General features: G+C 60.4%; 23 protein-coding genes. 14 read left to right on the plus strand and 9 right to left on the minus strand.

Annotated features, from left to right (window positions below; genetic code table 11):
* Position 1: 1 nt before the first annotated feature.
* From nadD to PSH88_RS03840, 12 genes are all read left to right on the plus strand, one after another.
* Complete coding sequence (gene nadD / locus PSH88_RS03785) at positions 2–691, plus strand: nicotinate-nucleotide adenylyltransferase (protein WP_305424984.1); 690 nt, start codon at positions 2–4, stop codon at positions 689–691.
* 72 nt (positions 692–763) lie between these two features.
* Positions 764–1,258 carry a ribosome silencing factor gene (gene rsfS, locus PSH88_RS03790; RefSeq protein ID WP_205886540.1) on the plus strand — a complete coding sequence of 165 codons (495 nt, stop codon included), beginning with the start codon at positions 764–766 and terminating at the stop codon, positions 1,256–1,258.
* Positions 1,259–1,267: 9 nt separating this feature from the next.
* Positions 1,268–1,735 carry a 23S rRNA (pseudouridine(1915)-N(3))-methyltransferase RlmH gene (rlmH, locus tag PSH88_RS03795; RefSeq protein WP_305424985.1) on the plus strand — a complete coding sequence of 156 codons (468 nt, stop codon included), beginning with the start codon at positions 1,268–1,270 and terminating at the stop codon, positions 1,733–1,735.
* Between the two features lie 10 nt (positions 1,736–1,745).
* A complete protein-coding gene (gene mrdA, locus PSH88_RS03800; protein WP_305424986.1) occupies positions 1,746–3,641 on the plus strand; it encodes a penicillin-binding protein 2 in 1,896 nt (631 codons plus the stop codon).
* A 31-nt stretch (positions 3,642–3,672) separates the two neighbouring features.
* Positions 3,673–4,776, plus strand: coding sequence for a rod shape-determining protein RodA (rodA, locus tag PSH88_RS03805; protein WP_050549258.1), 1,104 nt, complete (start codon positions 3,673–3,675; stop codon positions 4,774–4,776).
* Positions 4,777–4,793: 17 nt separating this feature from the next.
* Positions 4,794–5,804 (plus strand): lytic murein transglycosylase B, encoded by a 1,011-nt coding sequence (gene mltB / locus PSH88_RS03810; protein ID WP_305424987.1) that lies wholly within the window; start codon positions 4,794–4,796, stop codon positions 5,802–5,804.
* Entirely contained in the window at positions 5,804–6,814 is a 1,011-nt protein-coding gene (locus PSH88_RS03815; RefSeq protein ID WP_305424988.1) for a septal ring lytic transglycosylase RlpA family protein, read from the plus strand. Before mltB ends, PSH88_RS03815 begins: the two co-directional genes overlap by 1 nt.
* Positions 6,815–6,997: 183 nt before the next feature.
* Entirely contained in the window at positions 6,998–8,155 is a 1,158-nt protein-coding gene (locus PSH88_RS03820; RefSeq protein ID WP_305424989.1) for a D-alanyl-D-alanine carboxypeptidase family protein, read from the plus strand.
* Positions 8,156–8,238: 83 nt separating this feature from the next.
* Positions 8,239–8,514, plus strand: a complete 276-nt coding sequence (locus PSH88_RS03825) for a DUF493 domain-containing protein (protein WP_003215438.1) — start codon at positions 8,239–8,241, stop codon at positions 8,512–8,514.
* Entirely contained in the window at positions 8,514–9,161 is a 648-nt protein-coding gene (gene lipB, locus PSH88_RS03830; protein WP_305424990.1) for a lipoyl(octanoyl) transferase LipB, read from the plus strand. The genes PSH88_RS03825 and lipB overlap by 1 nt, the downstream gene beginning before the upstream one ends.
* A gap of 1 nt (position 9,162) precedes the next feature.
* Positions 9,163–10,185, plus strand: a complete 1,023-nt coding sequence (gene lipA / locus PSH88_RS03835) for a lipoyl synthase (RefSeq protein ID WP_007946663.1) — start codon at positions 9,163–9,165, stop codon at positions 10,183–10,185.
* A 175-nt stretch (positions 10,186–10,360) separates the two neighbouring features.
* The gene (locus PSH88_RS03840; RefSeq protein ID WP_305424991.1) at positions 10,361–11,311 is read left to right on the plus strand and encodes a S66 peptidase family protein; all 951 of its coding nucleotides are present in this window, start codon (positions 10,361–10,363) and stop codon (positions 11,309–11,311) included.
* A gap of 110 nt (positions 11,312–11,421) precedes the next feature.
* Here PSH88_RS03840 and PSH88_RS03845 read toward each other — a convergent pair whose 3' ends face one another.
* The 5 genes from PSH88_RS03845 to leuS form a co-directional block, all read right to left on the minus strand.
* Positions 11,422–12,744: a lytic murein transglycosylase gene (locus PSH88_RS03845; protein WP_305424992.1), complete on the minus strand. Its 1,323-nt coding sequence runs from the start codon at positions 12,742–12,744 to the stop codon at positions 11,422–11,424.
* A 62-nt stretch (positions 12,745–12,806) separates the two neighbouring features.
* The gene (gene arfA, locus PSH88_RS03850) at positions 12,807–12,971 is read right to left on the minus strand and encodes an alternative ribosome rescue factor ArfA (protein WP_003176285.1); all 165 of its coding nucleotides are present in this window, start codon (positions 12,969–12,971) and stop codon (positions 12,807–12,809) included.
* A 254-nt stretch (positions 12,972–13,225) separates the two neighbouring features.
* Positions 13,226–14,263, minus strand: a complete 1,038-nt coding sequence (holA, locus tag PSH88_RS03855; protein WP_305424993.1) for a DNA polymerase III subunit delta — start codon at positions 14,261–14,263, stop codon at positions 13,226–13,228.
* Between the two features lie 39 nt (positions 14,264–14,302).
* Entirely contained in the window at positions 14,303–14,908 is a 606-nt protein-coding gene (locus PSH88_RS03860; protein ID WP_305424994.1) for an LPS-assembly lipoprotein LptE, read from the minus strand.
* A gap of 89 nt (positions 14,909–14,997) precedes the next feature.
* On the minus strand, positions 14,998–17,604 hold the full coding sequence (gene leuS / locus PSH88_RS03865; protein ID WP_305424995.1) for a leucine--tRNA ligase: 2,607 nt from the start codon (positions 17,602–17,604) through the stop codon (positions 14,998–15,000).
* A 280-nt stretch (positions 17,605–17,884) separates the two neighbouring features.
* Between leuS and PSH88_RS03870 the strand changes: the two genes are divergently transcribed.
* Both PSH88_RS03870 and PSH88_RS03875 read left to right on the plus strand, forming a co-directional pair.
* Positions 17,885–18,205 carry a hypothetical protein gene (locus PSH88_RS03870; RefSeq protein ID WP_305424997.1) on the plus strand — a complete coding sequence of 107 codons (321 nt, stop codon included), beginning with the start codon at positions 17,885–17,887 and terminating at the stop codon, positions 18,203–18,205.
* Between the two features lie 106 nt (positions 18,206–18,311).
* Positions 18,312–19,073 carry a YdcF family protein gene (locus tag PSH88_RS03875; protein WP_305424998.1) on the plus strand — a complete coding sequence of 254 codons (762 nt, stop codon included), beginning with the start codon at positions 18,312–18,314 and terminating at the stop codon, positions 19,071–19,073.
* 99 nt (positions 19,074–19,172) lie between these two features.
* On the opposite strand, the gene lnt is transcribed toward PSH88_RS03875, so the two are convergent.
* Genes lnt through PSH88_RS03895 form a run of 4 tightly spaced genes read right to left on the minus strand, consistent with a single transcriptional unit; the run spans position 19,173 to position 23,053 of the window.
* Positions 19,173–20,696 carry an apolipoprotein N-acyltransferase gene (gene lnt, locus PSH88_RS03880; protein WP_305424999.1) on the minus strand — a complete coding sequence of 508 codons (1,524 nt, stop codon included), beginning with the start codon at positions 20,694–20,696 and terminating at the stop codon, positions 19,173–19,175.
* Positions 20,697–20,704: 8 nt separating this feature from the next.
* Positions 20,705–21,544 carry a CorC family transporter gene (locus PSH88_RS03885; protein ID WP_007894419.1) on the minus strand — a complete coding sequence of 280 codons (840 nt, stop codon included), beginning with the start codon at positions 21,542–21,544 and terminating at the stop codon, positions 20,705–20,707.
* Positions 21,545–21,549: 5 nt separating this feature from the next.
* Positions 21,550–22,044: an rRNA maturation RNase YbeY gene (gene ybeY, locus PSH88_RS03890; protein WP_305425000.1), complete on the minus strand. Its 495-nt coding sequence runs from the start codon at positions 22,042–22,044 to the stop codon at positions 21,550–21,552.
* Positions 22,037–23,053: a PhoH family protein gene (locus PSH88_RS03895; RefSeq protein WP_305425001.1), complete on the minus strand. Its 1,017-nt coding sequence runs from the start codon at positions 23,051–23,053 to the stop codon at positions 22,037–22,039. The genes ybeY and PSH88_RS03895 overlap by 8 nt, the downstream gene beginning before the upstream one ends.
* Between the last annotated feature and the right edge of the window lie 26 nt (positions 23,054–23,079).

The following is a 23,079-nucleotide window of genomic DNA, read 5'->3' on the forward strand; positions in this document are numbered from 1 at the left end:
CTTGGGCGACTTCGACCCGTCAGTCCAAGTGACCGTCAGCGAGCCCCAGCCTCGACGCATTGGCGTGCTGGGCGGGACCTTCGACCCGGTGCACATCGGCCATTTGCGCGGTGCGCTGGAAGTCGCCGAATCGCTGGCGCTCGATGAATTGCGTCTGACACCCAGTGCCAGGCCGCCTCATCGGGGTACGCCGCAGGTGTCGGCGAAGGACCGTCTGGCGATGGTCAAGTGCGCGGTGGCCGGTGTGCCACCGTTGGTGGTGGACGCCCGCGAATTGCAGCGGGACAAACCGTCCTACACCATCGACACCCTGGAACTGATGCGCGCCGAACTGGCCGGCCCGGACCAGGTTTTTCTACTTTTGGGCTGGGACGCATTTTGCGGCCTGCCCACTTGGCATCGCTGGGAAGAGTTACTCCAGCATTGCCACATCCTGGTGCTGCAACGCCCGGATGCCGACAGCGAACCACCGGATGCCTTGCGCAACCTGCTGGCAGCGCGCTCGGTGAGCGACCCGCTGGCCCTCAAAGGGCCGAGCGGACAGATTGCATTCGTCTGGCAGACGCCGCTCGCGGTATCCGCCACCCAGATCCGTCAACTGCTGGCCAGCGGTAAGTCGGTACGTTTCCTGGTGCCCGACGCGGTCCTGGCCTACATCGATGCGCACGGACTCTACCGTGCGTCGAACTGAAAAAGGGCGCGCTTCAAGGCACGTGAATGCGTGTATCGAAGCGCCCGAACATACGAGCAAAACGAGTTTTATATGACTGACAAAGACGTAAGCAAAGTAAAGCGCAAAGGCACATTCAAGAGCGCTCCGCTGCCTGTAGAAGCGCCAACTGGCGCGCCACTGGCCGGCGAAGAGCTGGTCAAGGTTGCCGTAGCGGCCCTGGAAGACGTCAAGGCCCAGGACATCCAGGTGATCGACGTTCGTGAAAAGCAGAGCATCACTGACTACATGATCATCGCCACCGGTACGTCCAACCGCCAGATCGGCGCGATGCTGGACAAGGTCCGCGAAGCGGTCAAGGCCCGGGGCGTCAAGCCGCTGGGCGAAGAAGGCAAGGGCGACAGCGACTGGGTCCTGCTGGATATGGACGACGTCATCGTGCACATGATGACCGCCTCGGCTCGCCAGTTCTATGACCTGGAACGCCTGTGGGCCGGTGCCGAGCAAAGCCGTTCGGCCAGCGCTGCACACCACAGCCCTGAGAACACCCATGAGCATTTCACCAAGCTCAACAAAGACCAGCAATAAGGGACCGCTGTGCGACTGCGACTGATCGCCGTCGGTTCACGCATGCCCAAATGGGTGGAAGAAGGCTGGCATGAATATGCCAAGCGTCTTCCGTCCGAGCTGGCGCTGGAACTGGTGGAAATTCCGCTCAACACCCGCGGCAAGAACGCCGACGTGGCGCGCTTTATCCGTCAGGAAGGCGAAGCCATGCTGGCGAAGGTCGGGCCGAACGAGCGCATTGTCACCCTCGAAGTCCACGGCAAGCCCTGGAGCACCGAGCAACTGGCGGTTGAACTCGATCGCTGGCGGCTGGACTCGCGCACGGTGAATTTCATGGTCGGCGGCCCCGAGGGGCTGTCGCCGGAAGTCTGTGCCCGGGCGGATCAACGCTGGTCGTTGTCGCCGTTGACGTTGCCGCACCCATTGGTGCGGATTCTGATCGGCGAACAGCTGTATCGTGCCTGGACAGTCCTGTCCGGCCACCCTTACCACAAGTAGTTCTGCCCTCATGCCCCAGCCGATCCGCATCAAGGACCACGAAAAAGACGCCCGTCTGGTGCGTGGCCGCGTCGTGTTCGGGGCCATTGCAGTGGTGGCGCTGATTGGCGTGCTGATCGCGCGGCTGTATTTCCTTCAGGTGATCCAGTACGAGTACCACTCGACCCTGTCGGAAAACAACCGCGTCCATGTGCAGCCGATTCCGCCGACTCGCGGGTTGATCTTCGACCGCAATGGCGTGGTGGTGGCCGACAACCGGCCGAGCTTCAGCCTGAGCATGACCCGCGAACGCTCCGGCAACTGGCAGCAAGTGCTCGACGTGATCGTCGAGGTGCTCGAACTGACGCCCGAGGACCGGGTGATCTTCGAGAAACGCATGCGTCAGGGGCGCCGACCGTTTGAGCCGGTGCCAATCCTGTTTGAACTGACCGAAGAGCAGATCGCCCGCATCGCGGTGAACCAGTTCCGCCTGCCCGGTGTGGAAGTGGTCGCGCAGTTGGTGCGTCATTACCCGCAGGGCGCGCACTTTGCGCACTCGGTGGGTTACATGGGGCGGATCAACGAGAAAGAGCTGAAGTCGCTCGATCCGGTCAACTACAGCGGCACCCACCACATCGGCAAGACCGGCATCGAGCGCTTCTATGAGGCCGAGTTGCACGGCCAGGTGGGTTACGAGGAAGTCGAAACCAACGCACGAGGCCGCGTATTACGCGTGCTCAAGCGTACCGATCCGATTCCCGGCAAGGACATTGTCCTGAGCCTGGACATCAAATTGCAGGAAGCCGCCGAAGCCGCATTGGGCGGTCGCCGTGGCGCGGTGGTGGCGCTGGACCCGAAAACCGGCGAAGTGCTGGCGATGGTCAGTCAGCCGAGTTTCGACCCGAACCTGTTCGTCACCGGCATCAGCTTCAAAGCCTATTCCGAGTTGCGCGATTCCATCGATCGGCCACTGTTCAACCGCGTGTTGCGCGGTCTGTACCCGCCGGGCTCGACGATTAAACCGGCGGTAGCGATTGCGGGCCTGGATGCGGGCGTGGTCACGGCGTCGTCCCGGGTCTACGACCCCGGTTACTACCAACTGCCCAACTACGATCACAAATACCGTAACTGGAACCGTACGGGCGACGGTTATGTGGATCTGGATACGGCGATCATGCGGTCCAACGACACCTACTTCTATGACCTGGCGCACAAGCTGGGGATTGATCGGTTGTCGGCCTACATGAGCAAATTCGGCATTGGCCAGAAGGTCTCCCTCGACATGTTCGAAGAGTCGCCGGGATTGATGCCGACCCGGGAATGGAAGCGCGCGACCCGTCGTCAGGCCTGGTACCCGGGCGAAACGCTGATTCTCGGGATCGGTCAGGGCTATATGCAGTCCACTCCGTTGCAGTTGGCCCAGGCCACGGCGCTGGTGGCCAACAAAGGTGTCTGGAATCGTCCGCATTTGGCCAAGACCCTCGAAGGTGCGAAGCCGGTGGACGAAAATCCGATGCCCGATATTATCCTGCGCGACCCGTCGGACTGGACCAAGGTCAACCACGGTATGCAGCAGGTGATGCACGGTGCTCGCGGTACCGCGCGCAAGGCCGCGATCGGTTCGCAATACCGGATCGCCGGCAAAAGTGGTACGGCTCAGGTGGTCGCGATCAAGCAAGGCGAGAAGTACGACCGCTCCAAGGTTCAGGAACGCCACCGCGACCACGCCTTGTTCGTCGGCTTCGCGCCGGCCGAAAACCCGAAAATCGTAGTGTCGGTGATGGTCGAGAACGGCGAGTCCGGCTCCGGCGTCGCCGCGCCTGTGGTGCGTCAAGTCATGGACGCCTGGCTCCTGGACCAGGATGGCCGACTGAAAGCCGAATACGCCAGCCCTATCAGTGCGGAGGCTACGGCCCGTGAAGAGTAATTTCGATCGCATCCTCTCCAGCGAGGACGTGATGCGTCGCCGTGCGACGCTGTTGCAACGCATGCACATCGACGGCCCGTTGCTGATCCTGCTGTTGACCCTCGCGGCCGGCAGCCTGTTCGTGCTGTATTCGGCCAGCGGCAAAAGCTGGGATCTGCTGGCCAAGCAAGCCACTTCCTTCGGCATCGGCCTGGTGTCGATGATCGTCATCGCCCAGTTCGAGCCGCGCTTCATGGCCCGTTGGGTGCCGGTCGGTTATGTGATCGGTGTGTTGTTGCTGGTGGTGGTGGATGTCATGGGCCACAACGCCATGGGGGCCACGCGCTGGATCAACATTCCCGGGGTGATCCGCTTCCAGCCCTCGGAATTCATGAAGATCCTGATGCCGGCAACCATCGCCTGGTACCTGGCCAAGCGCTCCTTGCCGCCACAGCTCAAGCATGTGGGCGTCAGTCTGTTTCTGATCGGGTTGCCATTCATCCTGATCGTGCGTCAGCCCGACCTCGGCACTTCGCTGCTTATTCTCGCCGGTGGTGCGTTCGTGCTGTTCATGGGCGGCCTGCGCTGGCGCTGGATTCTCAGCGTGATCGCCGCGGCTGTGCCGGTGGCTGTCGGCATGTGGTACTTCATCATGCACGACTACCAGAAGCAGCGAATCCTGACCTTCCTCGACCCAGAGAGCGATCCGCTGGGCACGGGCTGGAACATCATTCAGTCGAAAGCCGCCATTGGTTCCGGCGGCGTGTTCGGCAAAGGCTGGTTGCTTGGCACTCAGTCGCACCTGGACTTCCTGCCGGAAAGCCACACCGACTTCATTATTGCGGTGCTGGGCGAAGAATTTGGCTTGGTGGGCATCTGCGCACTGTTGCTGATTTACCTGCTGTTGATTGGTCGCGGGCTGGTGATAACCGCCCAGGCGCAGACGTTGTTCGGCAAATTGCTCGCGGGCAGCCTGACCATGACGTTTTTTGTTTACGTTTTCGTCAACATCGGTATGGTCAGTGGCCTGTTGCCGGTTGTGGGGGTGCCGTTGCCGTTCATTAGCTACGGAGGAACTTCGCTGGTGACGCTACTGTCAGCGTTTGGGGTTTTGATGTCGATCCATACCCATCGTAAGTGGATCGCACAGGTTTGAATAAGGTGAAGATTTCAATGCAAGTAATGCGTGGCTGGGCGACTCGATACGCACCGTGGGTCGGCCTGGTAAGCATCCTTGGTACCGCGCAGCAAGCGTGGGCCGGCGATTACGAAGGCTCGCCCCAGGTGGCCGAGTTCGTCGGTGAAATGACCCGCGACTATGGCTTTGCCGGTGAACAGCTGATGGGCGTGTTCCGCGAAGCCGAGCGCAAGCAGTCGATTCTGGACGCGATCTCCAAGCCCGCCGAACGGGTTAAACAGTGGAAAGAATATCGCCCGATGTTCATCACCGATGCGCGCATCGCCCGTGGTGTGGACTTCTGGCGTCAGCACGAAGCGGTCCTGGCTCGTGCCGAGCAGGAATACGGCGTGCCGGCGCAGGTGATCGTCTCGATCATCGGCGTCGAGACCTTCTTTGGTCGCAATACCGGTAATTTTCGGGTGATCGATGCCTTGTCGACCCTGGGTTTCGACTATCCTCCCCGTGCCGAATTCTTCCGCAAGGAATTGCGTGAATTCTTGCTGCTGGCCCGCGAGGAGCAGGTTGATCCGTTGACCCTCAAAGGCTCCTACGCCGGGGCCATGGGTTTGCCGCAGTTCATGCCGAGCAGTTTTCGCGCCTATGCGGTGGATTTCGACGGTGACGGCCACATTAATATCTGGAACAACCCGGACGATGCCATCGGCAGCGTCGCCAGTTATTTCAAGCGTCACGGCTGGGTCGCCGGTGAACCTGTGGTCAGCCGCGCCGATGTGCGTGGCGATCAGGTAGACGAGGGTTTGACCGCAGGCATCGAGCCGACGAAAACCGTCGGGGAGTTGCGGGTGCTGGGCTGGTCGAGTCATGATGCGCTGCGCGATGATATGCCGGTCACGGCTTTCCGCCTGGAAGGTGACAATGGCCCTGAATACTGGATGGGCCTGACGAATTTTTACGCAATCACGCGTTATAACCGCAGCGTGATGTACGCCATGGCCGTACATCAACTGTCTGAACAGCTGGTCCAAGCACGGGGCGTCAAGTAATGCGGGCATTGCCTATGAATAAACCCCTGAAGCTCATGGCATTCGCCGCGTTGACGGTTCTGGTCGCCAGTTGTTCGACCAGCCGCGCGCCGGCTCAGAAGTCCCCGACCGCCGTTCGTTCGGCGCCTGGCCTCGATATCAACCGGGCTCACAAGGATGGCGCGCCTTGGTGGGACGTTGATGTTTCGCGTATTCCGGATGCCACGCCGACTTTGCACAGCGGTCCTTACAAAGCCAACCCGTATACGGTGTTAGGCAAGACTTATTTCCCGCAGCAGGAATCCAAGACCTACGTAGCCTCGGGCACGGCATCCTGGTATGGCACCAAGTTCCATGGTCAGAACACCGCCAACGGCGAAGTCTATGACCTGTATGGCATGAGCGCCGCCCACAAGACATTGCCACTGCCAAGTTACGTTCGGGTGACTAACCTGGACAACAACAAGGCTGTGATCCTGCGGGTCAACGACCGCGGCCCGTTCTATTCGGACCGGATCATCGACTTGTCCTACGCGGCCGCCAAGAAGCTCGGCTACGCTGAAACCGGCACGGCGCGGGTCAAGGTCGAAGGCATCGACCCGCAGCAATGGTGGGCAGCCAAAGGCCGCCCGGCACCGTTGATGCTTAACGAGCCGAAAGTCGCGCAAAATAGCGCCCCGGTGATGACGGCATCGGCCGGCACCGTCGAGCAATGGACACCACCGCCGCAGCAGCACGCCGCGGCCGTTGTGCCCGTGCAGATCGATGCAAAAAAAAACGCTTCTGTACCAGCCTCTGGCCAGTATCTGCAGGTGGGCGCGTTCGCCAACCCGGACGCTGCAGAACTCCTGAGATCGAAGCTCAGCGGGATGGTGAGCGCTCCAGTGTTCATCAGCTCGATCGTGCGTAACCAACAGACACTGCATCGGGTGCGCCTGGGGCCGATCGGCTCGGCGGGTGAAATCCAGCAGGTGCAGAACAGCGTGCGGCTGGCCAATCTCGGTTCGCCGAGCCTGGTCAGCGCCGAGTAATACCTGGTTCTTGTTTGACGGTTCGCTTGCGGTTTGGGGGGCGAACCGGGTTGTTGGCTCGTTGAAGAACAAAAGCCCGGCAAGGGTTACAGAGTGAGCAACTGAACACGCGACGGCCCGTTAGGGGTTGTCTGATTAGTTTTGCCCGCGAGGGCAGTTTCCATTAGCGATTTCGAGAGACGGATGAACATCACCACCTTTGCCAAACGCCTGTGCCTGCTAGTCCCGCTGCTCCTCTCGCCTGCCGCTTTCGCGGTCGAGATGATGCCGTCGCCACCGCAACTGGCCGCCAAAGCCTACGTACTCATGGACGCCAGCAGCGGCAACGTGCTGGTAGAGAACAACGGTGACCAGCGTCTGCCTCCGGCCAGCCTGACCAAGCTGATGACCGCGTACATCGCGACCCTGGAAATCCGTCGTGGCCAGATCGGCGAAAACGATCCGGTGACCGTCAGCGAGAACGCCTGGCGTACCGGCGGTTCGCGGATGTTCATCAAGGTCGGCTCGCAAGTCACTGTCAGCGACCTGCTGCACGGCATCATCATTCAGTCGGGTAACGACGCCAGTGTTGCGCTCGCCGAGCACATCGCCGGCAGCGAAGATGCGTTCGCCGACATGATGAACAAAACCGTGGCCGATCTGGGCATGACCAACAGCCACTTCATGAACCCGACCGGCCTGCCGAACCCTGAGCACTATTCGTCGGCTCACGACATGGCCGTGCTGGCCCGCGCGATCATCCACGAAGACCCGGCTCACTACGCGATCTACTCGCAGAAAGAGTTCTTCTGGAACGGCATCAAGCAGCCTAACCGCAACCTGCTGCTGTGGCGTGACAAGACTGTCGACGGTCTGAAAACCGGTCACACCGACGAAGCCGGCTACTGCATGGTGTCTTCGGCCGTGCGTGATGGCATGCGCCTGATCGCCGTGGTGTTTGGCACCAACAGCGAAGTGGCCCGTGCTGCTGAAACCCAGAAGCTGCTGACTTACGGTTTCCGCTTCTTCGAAACCCAGACTTTCTATCAGAAAGGCGCCGAGCTGGCTCAGGCACCTGTCTGGAAAGGCACCACCAATCAAGTCAAGGCCGGCCTGGCTCAAGACCTGACCATGACCCTGCCAAAAGGCCAGCTGAAAAAGCTCGCCGCCAGCATGACCATGACCCCGCAACTGGTCGCGCCAATCGCCAAGGGCGATGTGATCGGTAAAGTCGAAGTGAAACTGGACGACAAAGTGGTGCACAGCGCCGACCTGATCGCTCTGGACGCAGTCGACGAGGGTGGTATCTTCCGCCGCATGTGGGATAGCATCCGTCTATTCTTCTACGGCTTGTTCAACTGATAGTGTGCACCTGCATGGCCCCGCGCTGATCCGGCGTGGGGCCTTGCTGTCGCCACGGCTTACGCTTACGAGGCCGTTACGCCATGACCGATACCGAAGTAAAGGCGCCTAAGATCGAATTTCCCAATGTTGATTACCCGGTTAAGGTGATCAGCGATACGGGTGTAGGCAACAAAGACAAGATCATCGAGATCGTCAAGAAACACGCGACGATCAACCATGACCGCGTTGATGAACGCCAAAGCACCAACGGCAAGTACACCACGATTCAGTTGCACATCGTCGCCACCGACCAGGACCAGCTGTACAACATCAACAGCGAACTGCGGGCTACCGGCTTCGTGCACATGGTGCTGTGATGCCTGGCACGCTGGGCTTTCGCGAACTCGGCCAGATGGCTTACGAGCCGGTCTGGCACGCCATGCAGCGCTTTACCAACGAACGCGGGAGCGATGTCGCCGACGAAATCTGGCTGGTGGAACATCCGCCGGTGTTCACCCAGGGCCAGGCCGGCAAGGCTGAGCATCTGCTGCTGCCGGGGGATATTCCGGTGGTGAAGGTCGACCGCGGTGGTCAGGTGACTTACCACGGTCCCGGCCAATTGGTGGCCTACCTGTTGCTGGACGTGCGCAAGCTGGGGTTCGGCGTGCGTGATCTGGTCAGTCGCATGGAACAATGCCTGATCGAGCTGCTGGCCAGCTACGGCGTGACCGCGGTGGCCAAGCCGGATGCGCCGGGTGTCTATGTCGATGGCGCGAAAATCGCTTCTCTGGGTCTGCGGATCCGCCACGGTTGCTCCTTTCATGGCTTGGCCTTGAACGTGGATATGAATCTGGAACCGTTTCGACGGATTAATCCCTGCGGCTACGCCGGGCTGGCAATGACCCAGCTGCGCGATCACGCAGGACCGATTGAATTTGCCGAGGTAAGTGCCCGGCTGCGCGCGCAGCTCGTCAAACACCTCGACTATGCTGAGCAGACGACCCTAACGGGCGGAATCGACTGATATGACTACTGATGCAGTGCAAACCATGATCCCGACGCTCGATGTCACCGAGCGTCCGGCCCCGCGTGCCAAGGTTGAAGCCGGCGTCAAGCTGCGCGGCGCCGAGAAGGTTGCACGCATCCCGGTGAAGATCATCCCGACCACTGAACTGCCGAAGAAACCCGACTGGATTCGCGTGCGCATCCCGGTTTCCCCGGAGGTCGACCGCATCAAGGCCCTGCTGCGTAAACACAAGCTGCACAGCGTTTGCGAAGAAGCGTCCTGCCCGAACCTGGGCGAGTGCTTCTCCGGCGGCACCGCGACCTTCATGATCATGGGTGACATTTGCACCCGTCGCTGCCCGTTCTGCGACGTCGGCCATGGTCGTCCGAAACCACTGGACGTCAACGAGCCGGAAAGCCTGGCCATTGCCATCGCCGACTTGAAGCTCAAGTACGTCGTAATCACTTCGGTAGACCGCGACGACCTGCGTGATGGCGGTGCCCAGCACTTTGCCGACTGCATCCGCGAAATCCGCAAGTTGTCGCCGAACGTTCAGCTCGAAACCCTGGTCCCGGACTACCGTGGCCGCATGGACGTCGCGCTGGAAATCACCGCCGCCGAGCCGCCGGATGTGTTCAACCACAACCTGGAAACCGTGCCGCGCCTGTACAAGGCTGCGCGCCCGGGTTCGGATTACCAGTGGTCGCTGACTCTGTTGCAACGCTTCAAGCAGATGATGCCGCACATTCCGACCAAGTCCGGTTTGATGCTGGGCCTGGGCGAAACCGACGAAGAAGTCATCGAAGTCATGAAGCGCATGCGCGAACACGACATCGACATGCTGACCCTGGGCCAGTACCTGCAACCGTCCCGCAGCCACTTGCCGGTCCAGCGCTTCGTGCACCCGGACACCTTCGCCTGGTTTGCCGAGGAAGGTTACAAGATGGGCTTCAAGAACGTCGCTTCCGGTCCGCTGGTACGCTCCTCTTACCACGCCGACGAGCAGGCGAAACTGGTCAAGGCCGAGCTGATGTCGTCCTGATCCTGTTGCGAGAGCAAAAAAGGCTCGCAAGGCTTCTCCGGCCTTGCGGGCCTTTTTTTAGCAGTGCCCACGGCGATTACAGTCTTTTCCTGCAAACCGTGGTGCGATTGACCCTCTTCTGTTTATTCCCGTTCCTGACTACTGTGTGCTGAAGCGTTCACAGGGAGAATCATGGATGACTGCTCGACCGACCCACACCCTTTGTCCTCATGCCCCCGTACCGGCCTTGCCGGCTGCAGGGCTGATCGGCGTGATCGCGCCCGCCGGCCCCGCGGCGCTGGACACCGATAAAGCCATTGCCTGGATGCGTGCTCGCGGCTATTCGCTGCGCGTGTTTCCCGGCGTTTATGAGCAAGAGGGTTATCTGGCCGGCAGCGATGATGTGCGGCTCAATGACTTGCATGGCGCCTTCGCCGACAGCGAGGTCGATGCCATCATCTGTCTGCGTGGCGGTTACGGTACGCCGCGTTTGCTCGATCGCATCGATTTCGAATTACTGCGCAACAACGCCAAGCCATTTATCGGCTACAGCGACATCACTGCGCTGCACTCGGCCATCAGTCGTTATGCAGGGTTCGTGACCTTCCATGGCCCGATGCTCAACGCTGACCTGCTGGGTGACAAGCAGCAACCCACTGAGTTCTCGTTTTTCAACATGCTGCGCGGGCAGGTAAAGGCGGGCAGTGTGCTTTCTCACCCGGTGGCCTGGCCGTTGACCACAATCGAGCCCGGCATTGCTCACGGGCGTTTGCTGGGGGGCAATCTGTCGATGATCGCCGCGACCATGGGCACGCCTTACGAGATCGATGCCGAGGGCGTCATCCTGTTCATCGAGGATATTAACGAGCCGTTGTATCGCATCGACCGGTTGCTGACTCATTTGCGCCTGGCCGGCACGCTGCACAAGCTGCGCGGGGTTCTGGTGGGGGATGTGGCAGGGGTTGATGCGATTGCGCTGGAGAGGTTGCTCAAGCAGACCTTTGCTCCTTTGCGGATACCGGTGCTATCCGGATGGCGTAGCGGGCATTGTGATCCGAATTTGACGCTGCCGATGGGCGCGCTGGTCAGGCTGGATGCGGGGGACAAGGCGTTGGTGTTGGAGCAGGATGTGGTGATCAAACGGTAAATCGTCACTGCCTGACAGTCAGTCATCGCGGGCAAGCCCACAGGTTCAAGGTGTACGCAAATGTCGCATTCACCTTTGAATTTGTGGGAGCGGGCTTGCCCGCGATGCTTTTAGCGGTTACGCAACCCTTCCAGCAATTTGTGCGTTGGATAGCCGTCCGCCGGCCAGCCGAAGAACTGCTGGGCGGCGCGGATCGCCTTACGGGTATTGGCGCCGATAATCCCGTCGGCGGTCCCTGCGTCGTAATTCTGGGCGCTCAGCAGGTTTTGCAGCTCGATTCGCTCGGTACGGCTCAGCGGCAAGTCATCTTTTGGCCATAGACCGCTGATCAGGCCGCCGCCATTGAAACGCTCGGACAACAGGCTAACGGCCAAGGCGTAGGACGAAGAGTTGTTGTACTTGAGAATCGCGCGGAAGTTATCGAGGACCAGGAACGCCGGGCCGCGATAGCCTGCCGGCAGCAGCAGGGCGGCCGAGAGGTGTTCGGAGCCCGCCGGAACCTGGCCGCCATTGGGCAGGGTCACCCCCAGTTGCCGCCACTCGGCAACGCTCTTGCGAATCGAGCCATCGGCCAGGGCGTAATTGAAGCCACTCGGCAATTGCGCTTCGAAGCCCCAGGGCTGGCCTTTCTGCCAGCCGGAGCTTTGCAGGTAGTGCGCGGTCGAGGCCAATGCATCAGCGGAGCTGTTCCAGATGTCGCGGCGGCCATCGCCGTCGAAGTCCACGGCGTGGGTATTGTAGGTGGTCGGGATGAACTGCGTCTGGCCCATGGCGCCAGCCCAGGAACCGAGCATTTTCTCAGGTTCGATATCACCCTGTTGCAGGATTTGCAGGGCAGCGATCAGTTGCGCATGAGCAAAGCCCGGACGTCGACCTTCATAAGCCAGGGTCGCCAGGGAGTTGATCACCGACTTGCTGCCCTGGAACTGACCAAAGTTACTTTCCATGCCCCACACCGCGACCAATGCCTGACGGTCGACGCCGTAGCGCTGCTCGATGCTTTGCAGGATGTCGGCGTACTGGCTGACCAGCGCCTGACCTTTGCGCACCCGCAGCGGCGACAGCGCCCCGTCGAGGTACTCCCACACCGGGCGAGTAAATTCCGGTTGGCTGCGGTCGGCACGGATCACGCTGGTATCCACGCTGACATTGGCAAATGCACGGTCGAAGAGATCGGCGCGAATGCCGGCGGCGAGGGCGTCTTTACGGAAACCCGCCTGCCATTCGGCAAAGCTCTGGGTAGGCTGGATGTCGAGATTTTCACCGGTTGGAACCACCGGCGGAATGATCGCAGGGGCCGTCGCAACGGTGCGGGTTTGAAGCGGTTGGGCGTCAGCAGCGGTGGGTTTTTCCGCGCAGGCGACAAGCAGAATGAGGCTGGAGGCAGCTATCAGTTGGCGAAGAGGCCAACGACGGGAAATACAAAGGGGCATGCACAGGTCCAGAGGATACGAATCAGGTGCAGACCTTAACATGTTGAGCGATGGCTTGCCTTTCAGGCCGCCAGAAAGTAAGAAGCCTCCCAGCTATTAGACTGGAAGGCTTCGCGGCGGTAGCTGCCTTTGCCCTTGCCGGCTCGTTCCTGACGGCTGCGGAACAGTGGCTGGGCGATGATGGATTTGGCCTTGTTGGGGCCATGTTTGGATGGCTTTTTGCTCATGATGATCTCTTGCAAGTGAGTGGATTTTGCGGGGCAAATCATCGGCCGAAGTTGGGGTTCTGTCTAGTCCCCAGGATGTGTAGGAAATGATGACCTGTGGCGAGGGAGCTTGCTCCCGTTCGGCTGCGGAGCAGTCGTAAACCCGGTGAATATGGATTACCTGATGCGTCGCGGTGTCTGGTTTTGGGGTCGCTTCGCAACCCAGCGGGAGCAAGCTCCCTCGCCACAGAGGTTGGTACAGGCTGAAAAACAGGTTATTCGGCAGGCAACGACAATCTCTGCCCAGCCATCAACAACGTCAACCGGCTCAAACTCATCCAGGGTGAACCCGCCGCCTGGCCTTTGATTTGCGCGTCGATGCGCTGCGCTTCAAGCAGCAACTGCGCCCAGCGTTGCGCCGAGTAGCGTTGCAGCGCCTTGCTCATCAGCGGTTTGCGTTTGTCCCAGATCGGCGGTCGGGCCAGGCTGAAGGCTTTGTCCAGCGGCACGCCCTGGCTGTATTGCAGTGACAGGTTGGCCAGCAGACGCAGCTCTCGGGCCAGTGCCCAGAGAATCACCGGCGGTTCGACACCTTCGCCGCGCAACCCTTCGAGCATGCGCAGGGCGTGAGCAGCCTCGCCATTAAGGATCGCATCGGTCAGGCCGAAGACGTCGAAACGCGCGCTGTCGGCCACCGCCGCTTGCACGGTTTCGACCGTGATCTGCCCACCTTCAGCCATCAGCTTGAGCTTTTCGATTTCCTGGGCGGCGGCCAGCAGGTTGCCTTCGACCCGAGCGGCGATCAGTTCGACGGCGTCCTGGCTGGCGGAAAGCCCTGCCTGGGACAGTCGTTGACGGATCCAGCTTGGCAACTGGTTGGTGTCCACGGGCCAGATCTGCACGAACTGGGTCTGCGGACCTTCGATCAGTGCCTTGCCCCACTTGGTCTTTTGCGCACTGCCGTCAAGCTTGGGCAGGCTGATCAGCAGCACCGTGTCTTCGGCCGGGCGCGAGCAATACTCGATGAATGCCGCGGCGCCTTTGTCTCCGGGTTTGCCGGAGGGCAGACGCAGTTCCAGAAGACGTTTTTCGGCGAACAGCGACATGCTGGCGCCGGCCTGCAGCAGCGTACCCCAGTCGAAACTGGCATCGGCGGCGAAGACCTGGCGTTCATCGAAACCTTGCTGGCGGGCAGCCGCGCGAATGGCGTCGGTAGCTTCCTGACACAACAGTGGGTCATCGCCACTGATGACGTAGACCGGCGCGAGGGCGCCTTGCAGGTGTTTGCCGAGTTGGGCGGGGGCGAGTTTCATAAGAAGAGACGAACGGGGCGCCTGAGCGCCCCGTAAGGCTTATTGCTGCGGCAGTTCGACAGGCGACTGACGCGGCGTCTGCGCTTCAGCCTTCTGCGCCGCTTCCAGTGCGTCGGCTTCAGCCTTGGCCCTGGCATCAGCGGTCTGTTGCATTTGTTCCAGCTGAGTCGGGGTCAACTGTTGCAGGCGCAGCATCATGCGTTGAACCAGTTCACGACGCATTTCCTTGCGGGCATCGTTGGCTTCCTGGTCAGAACCCACCAGGTTGTTGCCGTCATGGATGAAGACTTTCTGTACTTCGAGCTTGTCGCTCAGCAGTGGCAGGTTGCCCTGACCGCGGATGTCGTAATTCACTACCATGGCCATCTGGTACTCGCCAGTACGGCCGGCGCCTGCATAACTGAGGATGCGCTGGTTTTCCTGCTCGTCAGCCAGATACAGTTTGTAAGGCGCGCCGCTGTAGACCTTGACGCCGCTGCTTTCCAGCACCTGACGCATTTGTGTCACGGTTTCGCCGTAGGCGTTGCGGGCGCTCAGGTCGAGTTCCTTGATCGCCAGTTCGGTGGTGCCGGTGCCGCGCAGCTGGAAACCGCAGGCGCTCAGCAGGACTGCAAGGCCCATCACCAGCAAATTGCGTTTGATCATCTTGTTGCTCCCCTTGAAACCATGTGGGCCGGTCAAGCGGCCCGAAAGGTTTTACTCGGCGCCAGGCATGACCTGGCGCCCGATCCAATTTAGCTGGCGACGATATTGACCAGTTTCCCGGGCACTACGATCACTTTGCGAATAGTCAGGCCATCGACGAAGCGCAGGACGTTTTCGTTGGCCCGTGCAGCGGCTTCGACTTCTTCGCGACTGGCGCTGGCCGGCATTTCGATGTGGCCGCGCAGTTTGCCGTTCACCTGAATGACCAGTTGCAGGCTGTCCTGTACCAGGGCGCTTTCATCCAGCACCGGCCAACCGGCATCGATGACCGGATCGGCGTGACCCAGGCGATGCCACAGCTCGTGGCTGATGTGCGGGGTGATCGGTGCCAGCAGCAGGACTACGGTTTCCAGACCTTCGTGAATCAGTGCGCGATCCTGTTCGGTGCCTTGCGCGGCTTTTTCCAGCACGTTCATCAGCGTCATCACCTGGGCGATGGCGGTGTTGAATTTGTGGTTCTGGCCGACGTCGTGGCTGGCCTGCTTGATGGCCTGGTGGATCGAACGGCGAATGGCTTTCTGCTCGTCGTTCAGGCTGGCAACGTCCAGTTTGCCCGGCAGGCCCTGGATGACGTGCGCTTGAGCCAGACGCCAGACGCGCTTGAGGAAGCGGTGCGAGCCTTCTACTCCGGAGTCGGACCATTCCGCGCTCATGTCAGGTGGCGAGGCGAACATCATGAACAGGCGGCAGGTGTCTGCGCCGAACTGGTCAATCATCGACTGTGGGTCAACGCCGTTGTTTTTCGACTTGGCCATCTTCTCGGTGCCACCGATTTCCACCGGCAGGCCGTCGGCGATCAGCTTGGCGCTAATGACCTTGGCCTTGCTGTCGCGTTCGAGTTCGACGTCCGCCGGGTTGAACCACGTGTAGGCACCGTTGGCTTCACGACGATAGTAAGTCTCGGCGATCACCATGCCCTGGGTCAGCAGGTTCTTGAACGGCTCGTTGGAGCTCACCAGGCCTTCGTCGCGCATCAGCTTGTGGAAGAAGCGCGCATAAAGCAGGTGAAGAATGGCGTGTTCGATCCCGCCGATGTACTGATCCACCGGCAGCCAATGGTCGGCAGCCGCTTTTTCCACCAGGCCACCTTCATAGTGTGGCGAGGCGTAGCGGGCGTAGTACCACGAGGACTCGACGAAGGTGTCCATGGTGTCGGTTTCACGCTTGGCCGGTGCGCCGCATTTCGGGCAGCTGCACTCGTAGAACTCGGGCATGCGCGCCAGTGGCGAACCAGCGCCGTCCGGTACGACGTCTTCCGGTAGTACCACGGGCAGTTGATCTTCCGGGACCGGCACATCACCGCAGGTGTTGCAGTGGATGATCGGAATCGGGCAGCCCCAATAGCGCTGACGGCTGATGCCCCAGTCGCGCAGGCGGAACTGGGTGCGCGAGGCGCCGAGGTTTTTCTTGATCAGCGCCACTTCAATGGCGTCGAAGGCGCCTGCGAAGTCGAGGCCGTCGAATTCGCCGGAGTTGATCAGTGTGCCGTGCTCGCCGTACGCATCCTGCCAAGGGGCCGGGTTGGTGTCACCGGAACTTGTGCGTACCACGGATTTGATTGGCAGGTTGTACTTGGTGGCGAACTCGAAATCACGTTCATCGTGAGCCGGAACAGCCATGACCGCGCCATCGCCGTAATGCATCAGCACATAGTTGGCCACCCATACCGGGAGTTTCTCGCCGGTCAGCGGGTGTTCAACGAACAGCGAGGTCGGCAGGCCTTTTTTCTCTTGAGTGGCGACGTCGGCTTCGGCGACGCTGCCGCCCTTGCATTCAGCGATGAACGCTTGCAGCTCAGGGTTGTTCTGCGCGGCGAGGGTAGCCAAATGGTGTTCGGCCGCCACCGCAACGTAGGTTGCGCCCATCAGGGTGTCTGGACGGGTGGTGAATACTTTCAGCGCGCCGGTTTCGCCGATGGAGGCGACGTCGAACGGGAACTGTACTTCCATGCCGCGGGATTTGCCGATCCAGTTGCGCTGCATGGTCTTGACCTGTTCAGGCCAGCCAGTCAGTTCGTCGAGACTTTCCAGCAGCTCATCCGCGTAGGCGGTGATCTTGAAGTAGTACATCGGAATTTCGCGTTTTTCGATCAGCGCGCCGGAACGCCAGCCGCGACCGTCGATCACCTGTTCGTTGGCCAGAACGGTCTGATCAACCGGGTCCCAGTTCACGGTGCCGCTTTTCTTGTAAATCACGCCTTTTTCGAACAGGCGAGTGAACAGCCATTGTTCCCAGCGGTAGTAATCAGGCTTGCAGGTGGTGACTTCGCGGGACCAGTCCACCGCCAGGCCCAGGCTGCGCAGCTGGGTTTTCATGTAGGCGATGTTTTCGTAGGTCCACTTGGCGGGCGCTACGTTGTTCTTCATCGCGGCGTTTTCCGCCGGCATGCCGAAGGCGTCCCAACCCATGGGTTGCAGGACGTTCTTGCCTTGCATGCGCTGGTAGCGGGAGATCACGTCGCCGATGGTGTAGTTGCGCACGTGCCCCATGTGTAGCTTGCCGCTGGGGTAAGGGAACATCGACAGGCAGTAGAACGTCTCCTTGCCTGGCTGTTCACTGACTTCAAAGGACTTTTGCTCGTCCCAGAACGACTGGGCGGCGGCTTCGATTTCACGGGGCTGATATTGTTCGTGCATGGCTACTTTTGAACTGAATAGGGGTGGCCTAATCCTCTTCAATGCAACGCTGGACGGTGATAACGCCAAATCGACGTTCCGGTGCCCAGGCGAGCTGGAAGTGGAGTTACAGGAAGCGCCGTAGCATACATGACCGCACTCTACCGAGGGAAACCCTGATTACACGCAAGGACGCGGCCAATGACCGCCCCGAGGGCCGTTGGTCGCGGCACTCAGCCGGTTTTTTCAGCGAGGCTAAGCTCTAAAAGGGGAGTGAGTCTTATCTTCAATGAGGTGATGGATGGTTGAGTCACAGCAAAAAGCTACAAAACCGGAGCTGTACGAAAGACTGATCGACCGTCTCGCAATGGCCCTGGATGTGGCCAAAACCGCCGGTCGGCTTCGCGATGAGCGTCCCCTGGAGCTGGAGCTGCGTGGTTTGAGCCCCGCAGAGTTTGAACTGGTCAAGGCGTATCTGGACCGTAGTGAACGTGAGACGCATGGATGCTTGTCAGCAGCAATGAAGCAACTCGAGGCACCACGTTCGGCCAATATCATCTGGCTCAAGGATAAGGCACCCGGCAAAGGCGCGGTAAAGGTCCGGTCTTTGCAATTCAAGTAAGGGCACTTGAAGCCGTGGGATATGCTTTTTTGAAGCAAAGTCCTTCCGCATTTGTTGTCGCATTGCGTCAATCCACCTAGGCTTCGGGCATCTATGGAGATGCCCGATGCCTTTTCGTTATTTCATTAAACAACTTCTATTGCCGCCCGGCATTTTATTGCTGTTGCTGGTGCTTGCCTGGTGGTGGCGCCGCTCAAGGCCGAGGCTGGCGGGGTTGTGTTTTATCTTGGGCGTGGGCGGCTTCTGGTTGATGAGCCTGCCAGTGATGGTGGAGTGGAGTGCCAGGGCGCTGGAGCGCGAGCCGCCTCTGGCGCGCGAGGAATGGGCAACCTTGAGCCAGCGGGCCGACGCAATCGTGGTGCTGGGTTCAGGGCGTGAGCGTGGCGACCCGGCCTGGGGCGTTGACCAACCGACCGGTGTAGGCCTGGGGCGTGAACGCTATGCCGCGCGCCTGGCCAAGGCGTCCGGTTTGCCGATTCTGACCAGTGGCGGCCTGCATTACGGCACGCCACCGACCGAAGCGAAGCTGATGGCGGACTCATTGCTAGATGATTTTGGCGTGACGGTGCGCTGGCAGGAAGGGCGCAGCCGCACGACCTGGGAGAATGCGCAATTCAGCGCCCAGGTATTGTTGCCGGAGGGGATCAAGCGGGTGGTGGTCGTGACTCAGGCCTGGCACATGCCGCGAGCGGTTTGGAGTTTCCAGCAGGCCGGGTTTGAGGTGGTGCCCGCGCCAGTGGGGTTTTTAGGCGTGGACAATGCCCGGCCGCTGGGCGGCTGGATGCCGGAATTCAAATCGATCTGGCAGAGCGGGCAGTTGATGAATGAGGCGGTGGGGCAGATCGGGTATTCGTTGTTTTATCGCTGATCTGTGGCGAGGGGGCTTGCCCCCGTTCGGCTGCGCAGCAGTCGTATAATTTGGGGCTGCTGCGCAACCCAGCGGGGCAAGCCCCCTCGCCACAGAAGCTCAGACGGTCTTGGCCATCCGGTTGGCCACCAGCGCCCAGCCAAACAACAACACGCAACTGATGATCAATGGCCACGAACGCCATTCCAGGTAGGGCGTCAGGTTGTGCATCGGCACCACTTCGCCATACAGGATGCCTTGTTCGAACTGCGGGATCTGCGCAGTGATCTGGCCAAAAGGGTTGATCAATCCGGTCACGCCGTTGTTGGTCGCGCGGATCATCCAGCGGCCGGCCTCAAGTGCGCGCATCTGCGCCATCTGCAAATGTTGCAGCGGGCCGATCGAGGTGCCGAACCAGGTGTCGTTGCTGATGGTCAGCAGCAAATCGCTACGGGCAGCGAGGCCGGCGGCGAATTCCGGGTAGACCACTTCATAGCAGATGTACGGCGCAATCTGATAACCCTTGGCCTGCAGCAGCGGTTGATCGGCCGGCCCACGGGCAAAGTCGGACATCGGCAGGTCGAAGAACGCGATCAGGCCGCGCAAGACTTCCTGCAATGGAACGTATTCGCCGAACGGCACCAGTTTCTGCTTCAGGTAAGTGCCATCGCCCTCACCGACAACGGTAATGCCGTTGAAGAAGCGCTTCTGGTGATGGACTTCCTGGCGAATCGGCACGCCGGTGATCAGCGCGGATTTACGTTCGGCGGCGAAGCTTCCCATCATGTTCAGGTAGCCCTCGGCGGACTCCTTGAGCACCGGGACCGCTGTTTCCGGCCAGATCAGCAGGTCGACGCGTTTGGAGCTGAAGCTCATGTCGCGGTACAGCGCCAGCTGCGCGTTGAGCTGCGAGGGGTCCCACTTTATGCTTTGTTCGATGTTGCCCTGAATCGCCGCGACGCTCAGTGGGGCGCCCGCCGGGCTGGTCCAGGCATGTTCCTTGAGCGCCATGCCGGCCACCCATGGGCCAGCCAGCAGTAACACACCGACAGCGATGAAGCCTTTACGGCCAGTGCTCACCAGGCGCGCAGCGTTGTAGATCAGCGCAGCCGTCAGAGCCAGGGAGAAGGAAATCAGCCACATTCCGCCGACCGGCGCGAGCCCGGCCAATGGGCCGTCGAGCTGGCTATAACCGGAATAGAGCCAAGGGAAGCCGGTAAGGAACCAGCCACGAAAGGCTTCCTGACCCACCCACAACGCCGCAAATGCCAAGGCATCGGCCAGCGGCGCTTCGTTACGGCGCAGCCAGCGCGCCCAAATCCAGGCGGGCAGAGCGAAGAACCAGGCAATCGCCGCGGTGAAGAGCAGCATCAAGAACCCGGCCAGCAGCACCGAGGCGCCGCCGAAGTTGTGAATGCTGTAGTAAATCCAGCTGGTGCCTGCGGCAAACAGGCCGAAACCGAAACACCAGCCACGGCCCAAGGCTTGGCGGGGGCTCAGTTCACGCAAACCGGCATAAAAGAAACCGACCGCCAGCAATGCCAGCGGCCAGATATCGAACGGCGCCAGGGCCAGGGTGGTGAGTGCACCGGCCGCCACGGCCAGCAGGTTACCGGGCCAGCCGGGGCGGGTTACGCGGAGCATGTCAATCCTTAACGGGCAATAGGTGTCAGACGCAGCAAGTGAATCCGACGGCTGTCGGCGTTCAGGATGCGGAAGCGATAGGCGCCGATCTCAGTGATTTCGTTGCGTTTTGGCAAGTGCCCGAACGCGCTCATCACCAAGCCACCGACGGTGTCGAATTCATCGTCGGAGAATTCGCTGTCGAAGAACTCGTTGAAGTTATCGATCGGCGTCAGGGCCTTGATCAGGAAGTCCCCGCTGGGCAGCGGCTTGATGTAGCTGTCTTCTTCGACGTCGTGTTCGTCTTCGATGTCGCCGACGATCTGTTCCAACACGTCTTCGATGGTCACCAGGCCGGCCACGCCGCCGTATTCGTCAATGACGATGGCCATGTGGTTATGGTTGGCGCGAAATTCGCGCAGCAGCACATTCAGGCGCTTGGACTCGGGCACGAAGGTGGCCGGGCGCAGCAGGTCCTTGATGTTGAAGCTGTCGCCGTTCTCCTTGAGGATCAACGGCAGCAAATCCTTGGCCAGTAACACACCCATCACGTCATCGTGGCTTTCGCCGATCACCGGGTAGCGGGAGTGGGCCGAGTCGACCACGGCTGGCAGGAACTCGCGGGGTGTCTGGGTCGCCTTGATGCTGATCATCTGCGAGCGCGGGACCATGATGTCCCGTACTTGCAGGTCTGCAACCTGGATGGCACCTTCGACGATGGCCAGCGCTTCGCTGTCCAGCAACTTGTTTTGATGTGCGTCGCGCAGCAGCTCCAGCAGCTCCTGGCGGTTCTTCGGCTCGTGGGCAAAAGCCTGGGTGAGCTTACCCAGCCATGACTTCTGCCCGTTGCTCGATCGATCTTCGCTCATAGCGATTACTCTGAATCCTTTGTTGTTTCGGTTGGGGATGTGTCTGTTTCGTCGTCCGCATAAGGGTCTGGATGACCCAGCTCTGCAAGCAACGTTCGTTCCAGTGCTTCCATTTCTTCGGCTTCGTCGTCATCTATATGGTCGTAACCAAGCAGATGCAAGCAGCCGTGAATGACCAGATGCGCCCAATGGGCCTTTAATTCCTTGCCTTGTTCCGCCGCTTCGCGCTCGACCACCGCTACGCAGATCACCAGATCGCCCAGCAAGGGAATGTCGAGAAATTCATCGGGAACATCGGCCGGGAACGACAAAACGTTGGTGGCGTAGTCTTTCTGCCGCCAGGTGAAATTCAGTTCGCGGGCTTCCTCTTCGTCGACCAGACGGATGGTCATTTCGGAGTCGGCCGTACGCTGGCGCAGGGCCAGTTCGCACCATTGACGGAACTCGGCTTCGCTTGGGGCAGACGCTTCGGTAGCCAGTTGCAGATCAAGCTCAAGCATCGTGGCGAGTGTCCTTGGAAGAGAACTTCGCCGGTTCATCGGCTGTGCGATTTTCGAAGCGTTCATAGGCTTCGACAATGCGCTGCACCAGCGGATGGCGCACCACGTCCTTGGGCATGAAGTGGGTGAAGCTGATACCCGGCACGTCTTTGAGCACTTCGATCACGTGATGCAGCCCGGACTTCGTGCCTTTCGGCAGGTCGACCTGAGTGATGTCACCCGTGATGACGGCGGTGGAACCGAAGCCGATCCGAGTCAGGAACATTTTCATCTGCTCGACGGTGGTGTTCTGGCTTTCGTCGAGGATGATGAAGCTGTTATTCAGCGTACGGCCGCGCATGTAGGCCAGCGGCGCGACTTCGATCACTTGACGCTCGATCAGCTTGGCGACGTATTCGAAACCGAGCATTTCGTAGAGCGCGTCGTAGAGCGGGCGCAGGTACGGGTCGATCTTCTGGGACAGGTCGCCAGGCAGGAAGCCGAGCTTTTCGCCCGCTTCAACCGCCGGACGGACCAGCAGAATGCGGCGAATCTGCTCGCGTTCCAGTGCGTCTACCGCACAGGCAACGGCCAGATAGGTCTTGCCGGTACCGGCCGGGCCGATGCCGAAGTTGATGTCGTTACCGAGGATTTCCTTCACATAGCGCACCTGATTCAAGCCGCGAGGGCGAATCATGCCTTTCTTGGTGCGCAAGGCGACGGACGGTTCGGCAGGGGAGTGGTTATCCAGTTCCTCGACGGCCGACTCCTGCAGGAACAGGTGAACCATGTCTGGCGACAGCTCGGTACCTTTGGTTTCCCGGTACAAGCGGCGCAGCAGGTTTTCCGCGGAGGTGGTGTGCTTGGGCTCGCCGATCAGTTCGAACTGATTTCCGCGGTTGCGGATCTCGATCGCGAGGCGCTGTTCGATCAAGCGCAGATGCTCGTCGAATTGCCCGCACAGATTGGCGAAGCGGCGAGCTTCAAAAGGCTCGAGGATGAAACGATGTGGTTCTATGGGTGCGTTCAAGGTCGTATTTAGCCGCCCAGGGGCAA

It is taken from the genome of Pseudomonas wuhanensis (assembly GCF_030687395.1).
GTDB classification, from domain to species: Bacteria; Pseudomonadota; Gammaproteobacteria; order Pseudomonadales; family Pseudomonadaceae; genus Aquipseudomonas; species Aquipseudomonas wuhanensis.

Coding starts and splice junctions, on each gene's coding strand:
- rsfS (WP_205886540.1), top strand. CDS start 764: ATGACTGACAAAGACGTAAGCAAAGTAAAGCGCAAAGGCACATTCAAG.
- mrdA (WP_305424986.1), top strand. CDS start 1,746: ATGCCCCAGCCGATCCGCATCAAGGACCACGAAAAAGACGCCCGTCTG.
- rodA (WP_050549258.1), top strand. CDS start 3,673: ATGCGTCGCCGTGCGACGCTGTTGCAACGCATGCACATCGACGGCCCG.
- mltB (WP_305424987.1), top strand. CDS start 4,794: ATGCAAGTAATGCGTGGCTGGGCGACTCGATACGCACCGTGGGTCGGC.
- PSH88_RS03815 (WP_305424988.1), top strand. CDS start 5,804: ATGCGGGCATTGCCTATGAATAAACCCCTGAAGCTCATGGCATTCGCC.
- PSH88_RS03820 (WP_305424989.1), top strand. CDS start 6,998: ATGAACATCACCACCTTTGCCAAACGCCTGTGCCTGCTAGTCCCGCTG.
- PSH88_RS03825 (WP_003215438.1), top strand. CDS start 8,239: ATGACCGATACCGAAGTAAAGGCGCCTAAGATCGAATTTCCCAATGTT.
- lipB (WP_305424990.1), top strand. CDS start 8,514: ATGCCTGGCACGCTGGGCTTTCGCGAACTCGGCCAGATGGCTTACGAG.
- lipA (WP_007946663.1), top strand. CDS start 9,163: ATGACTACTGATGCAGTGCAAACCATGATCCCGACGCTCGATGTCACC.
- PSH88_RS03840 (WP_305424991.1), top strand. CDS start 10,361: ATGACTGCTCGACCGACCCACACCCTTTGTCCTCATGCCCCCGTACCG.
- PSH88_RS03845 (WP_305424992.1), bottom strand. CDS start 12,744: ATGCCCCTTTGTATTTCCCGTCGTTGGCCTCTTCGCCAACTGATAGCT.
- arfA (WP_003176285.1), bottom strand. CDS start 12,971: ATGAGCAAAAAGCCATCCAAACATGGCCCCAACAAGGCCAAATCCATC.
- holA (WP_305424993.1), bottom strand. CDS start 14,263: ATGAAACTCGCCCCCGCCCAACTCGGCAAACACCTGCAAGGCGCCCTC.
- PSH88_RS03860 (WP_305424994.1), bottom strand. CDS start 14,908: ATGATCAAACGCAATTTGCTGGTGATGGGCCTTGCAGTCCTGCTGAGC.
- leuS (WP_305424995.1), bottom strand. CDS start 17,604: ATGCACGAACAATATCAGCCCCGTGAAATCGAAGCCGCCGCCCAGTCG.
- PSH88_RS03870 (WP_305424997.1), top strand. CDS start 17,885: ATGGTTGAGTCACAGCAAAAAGCTACAAAACCGGAGCTGTACGAAAGA.
- PSH88_RS03875 (WP_305424998.1), top strand. CDS start 18,312: ATGCCTTTTCGTTATTTCATTAAACAACTTCTATTGCCGCCCGGCATT.
- lnt (WP_305424999.1), bottom strand. CDS start 20,696: ATGCTCCGCGTAACCCGCCCCGGCTGGCCCGGTAACCTGCTGGCCGTG.
- PSH88_RS03885 (WP_007894419.1), bottom strand. CDS start 21,544: ATGAGCGAAGATCGATCGAGCAACGGGCAGAAGTCATGGCTGGGTAAG.
- ybeY (WP_305425000.1), bottom strand. CDS start 22,044: ATGCTTGAGCTTGATCTGCAACTGGCTACCGAAGCGTCTGCCCCAAGC.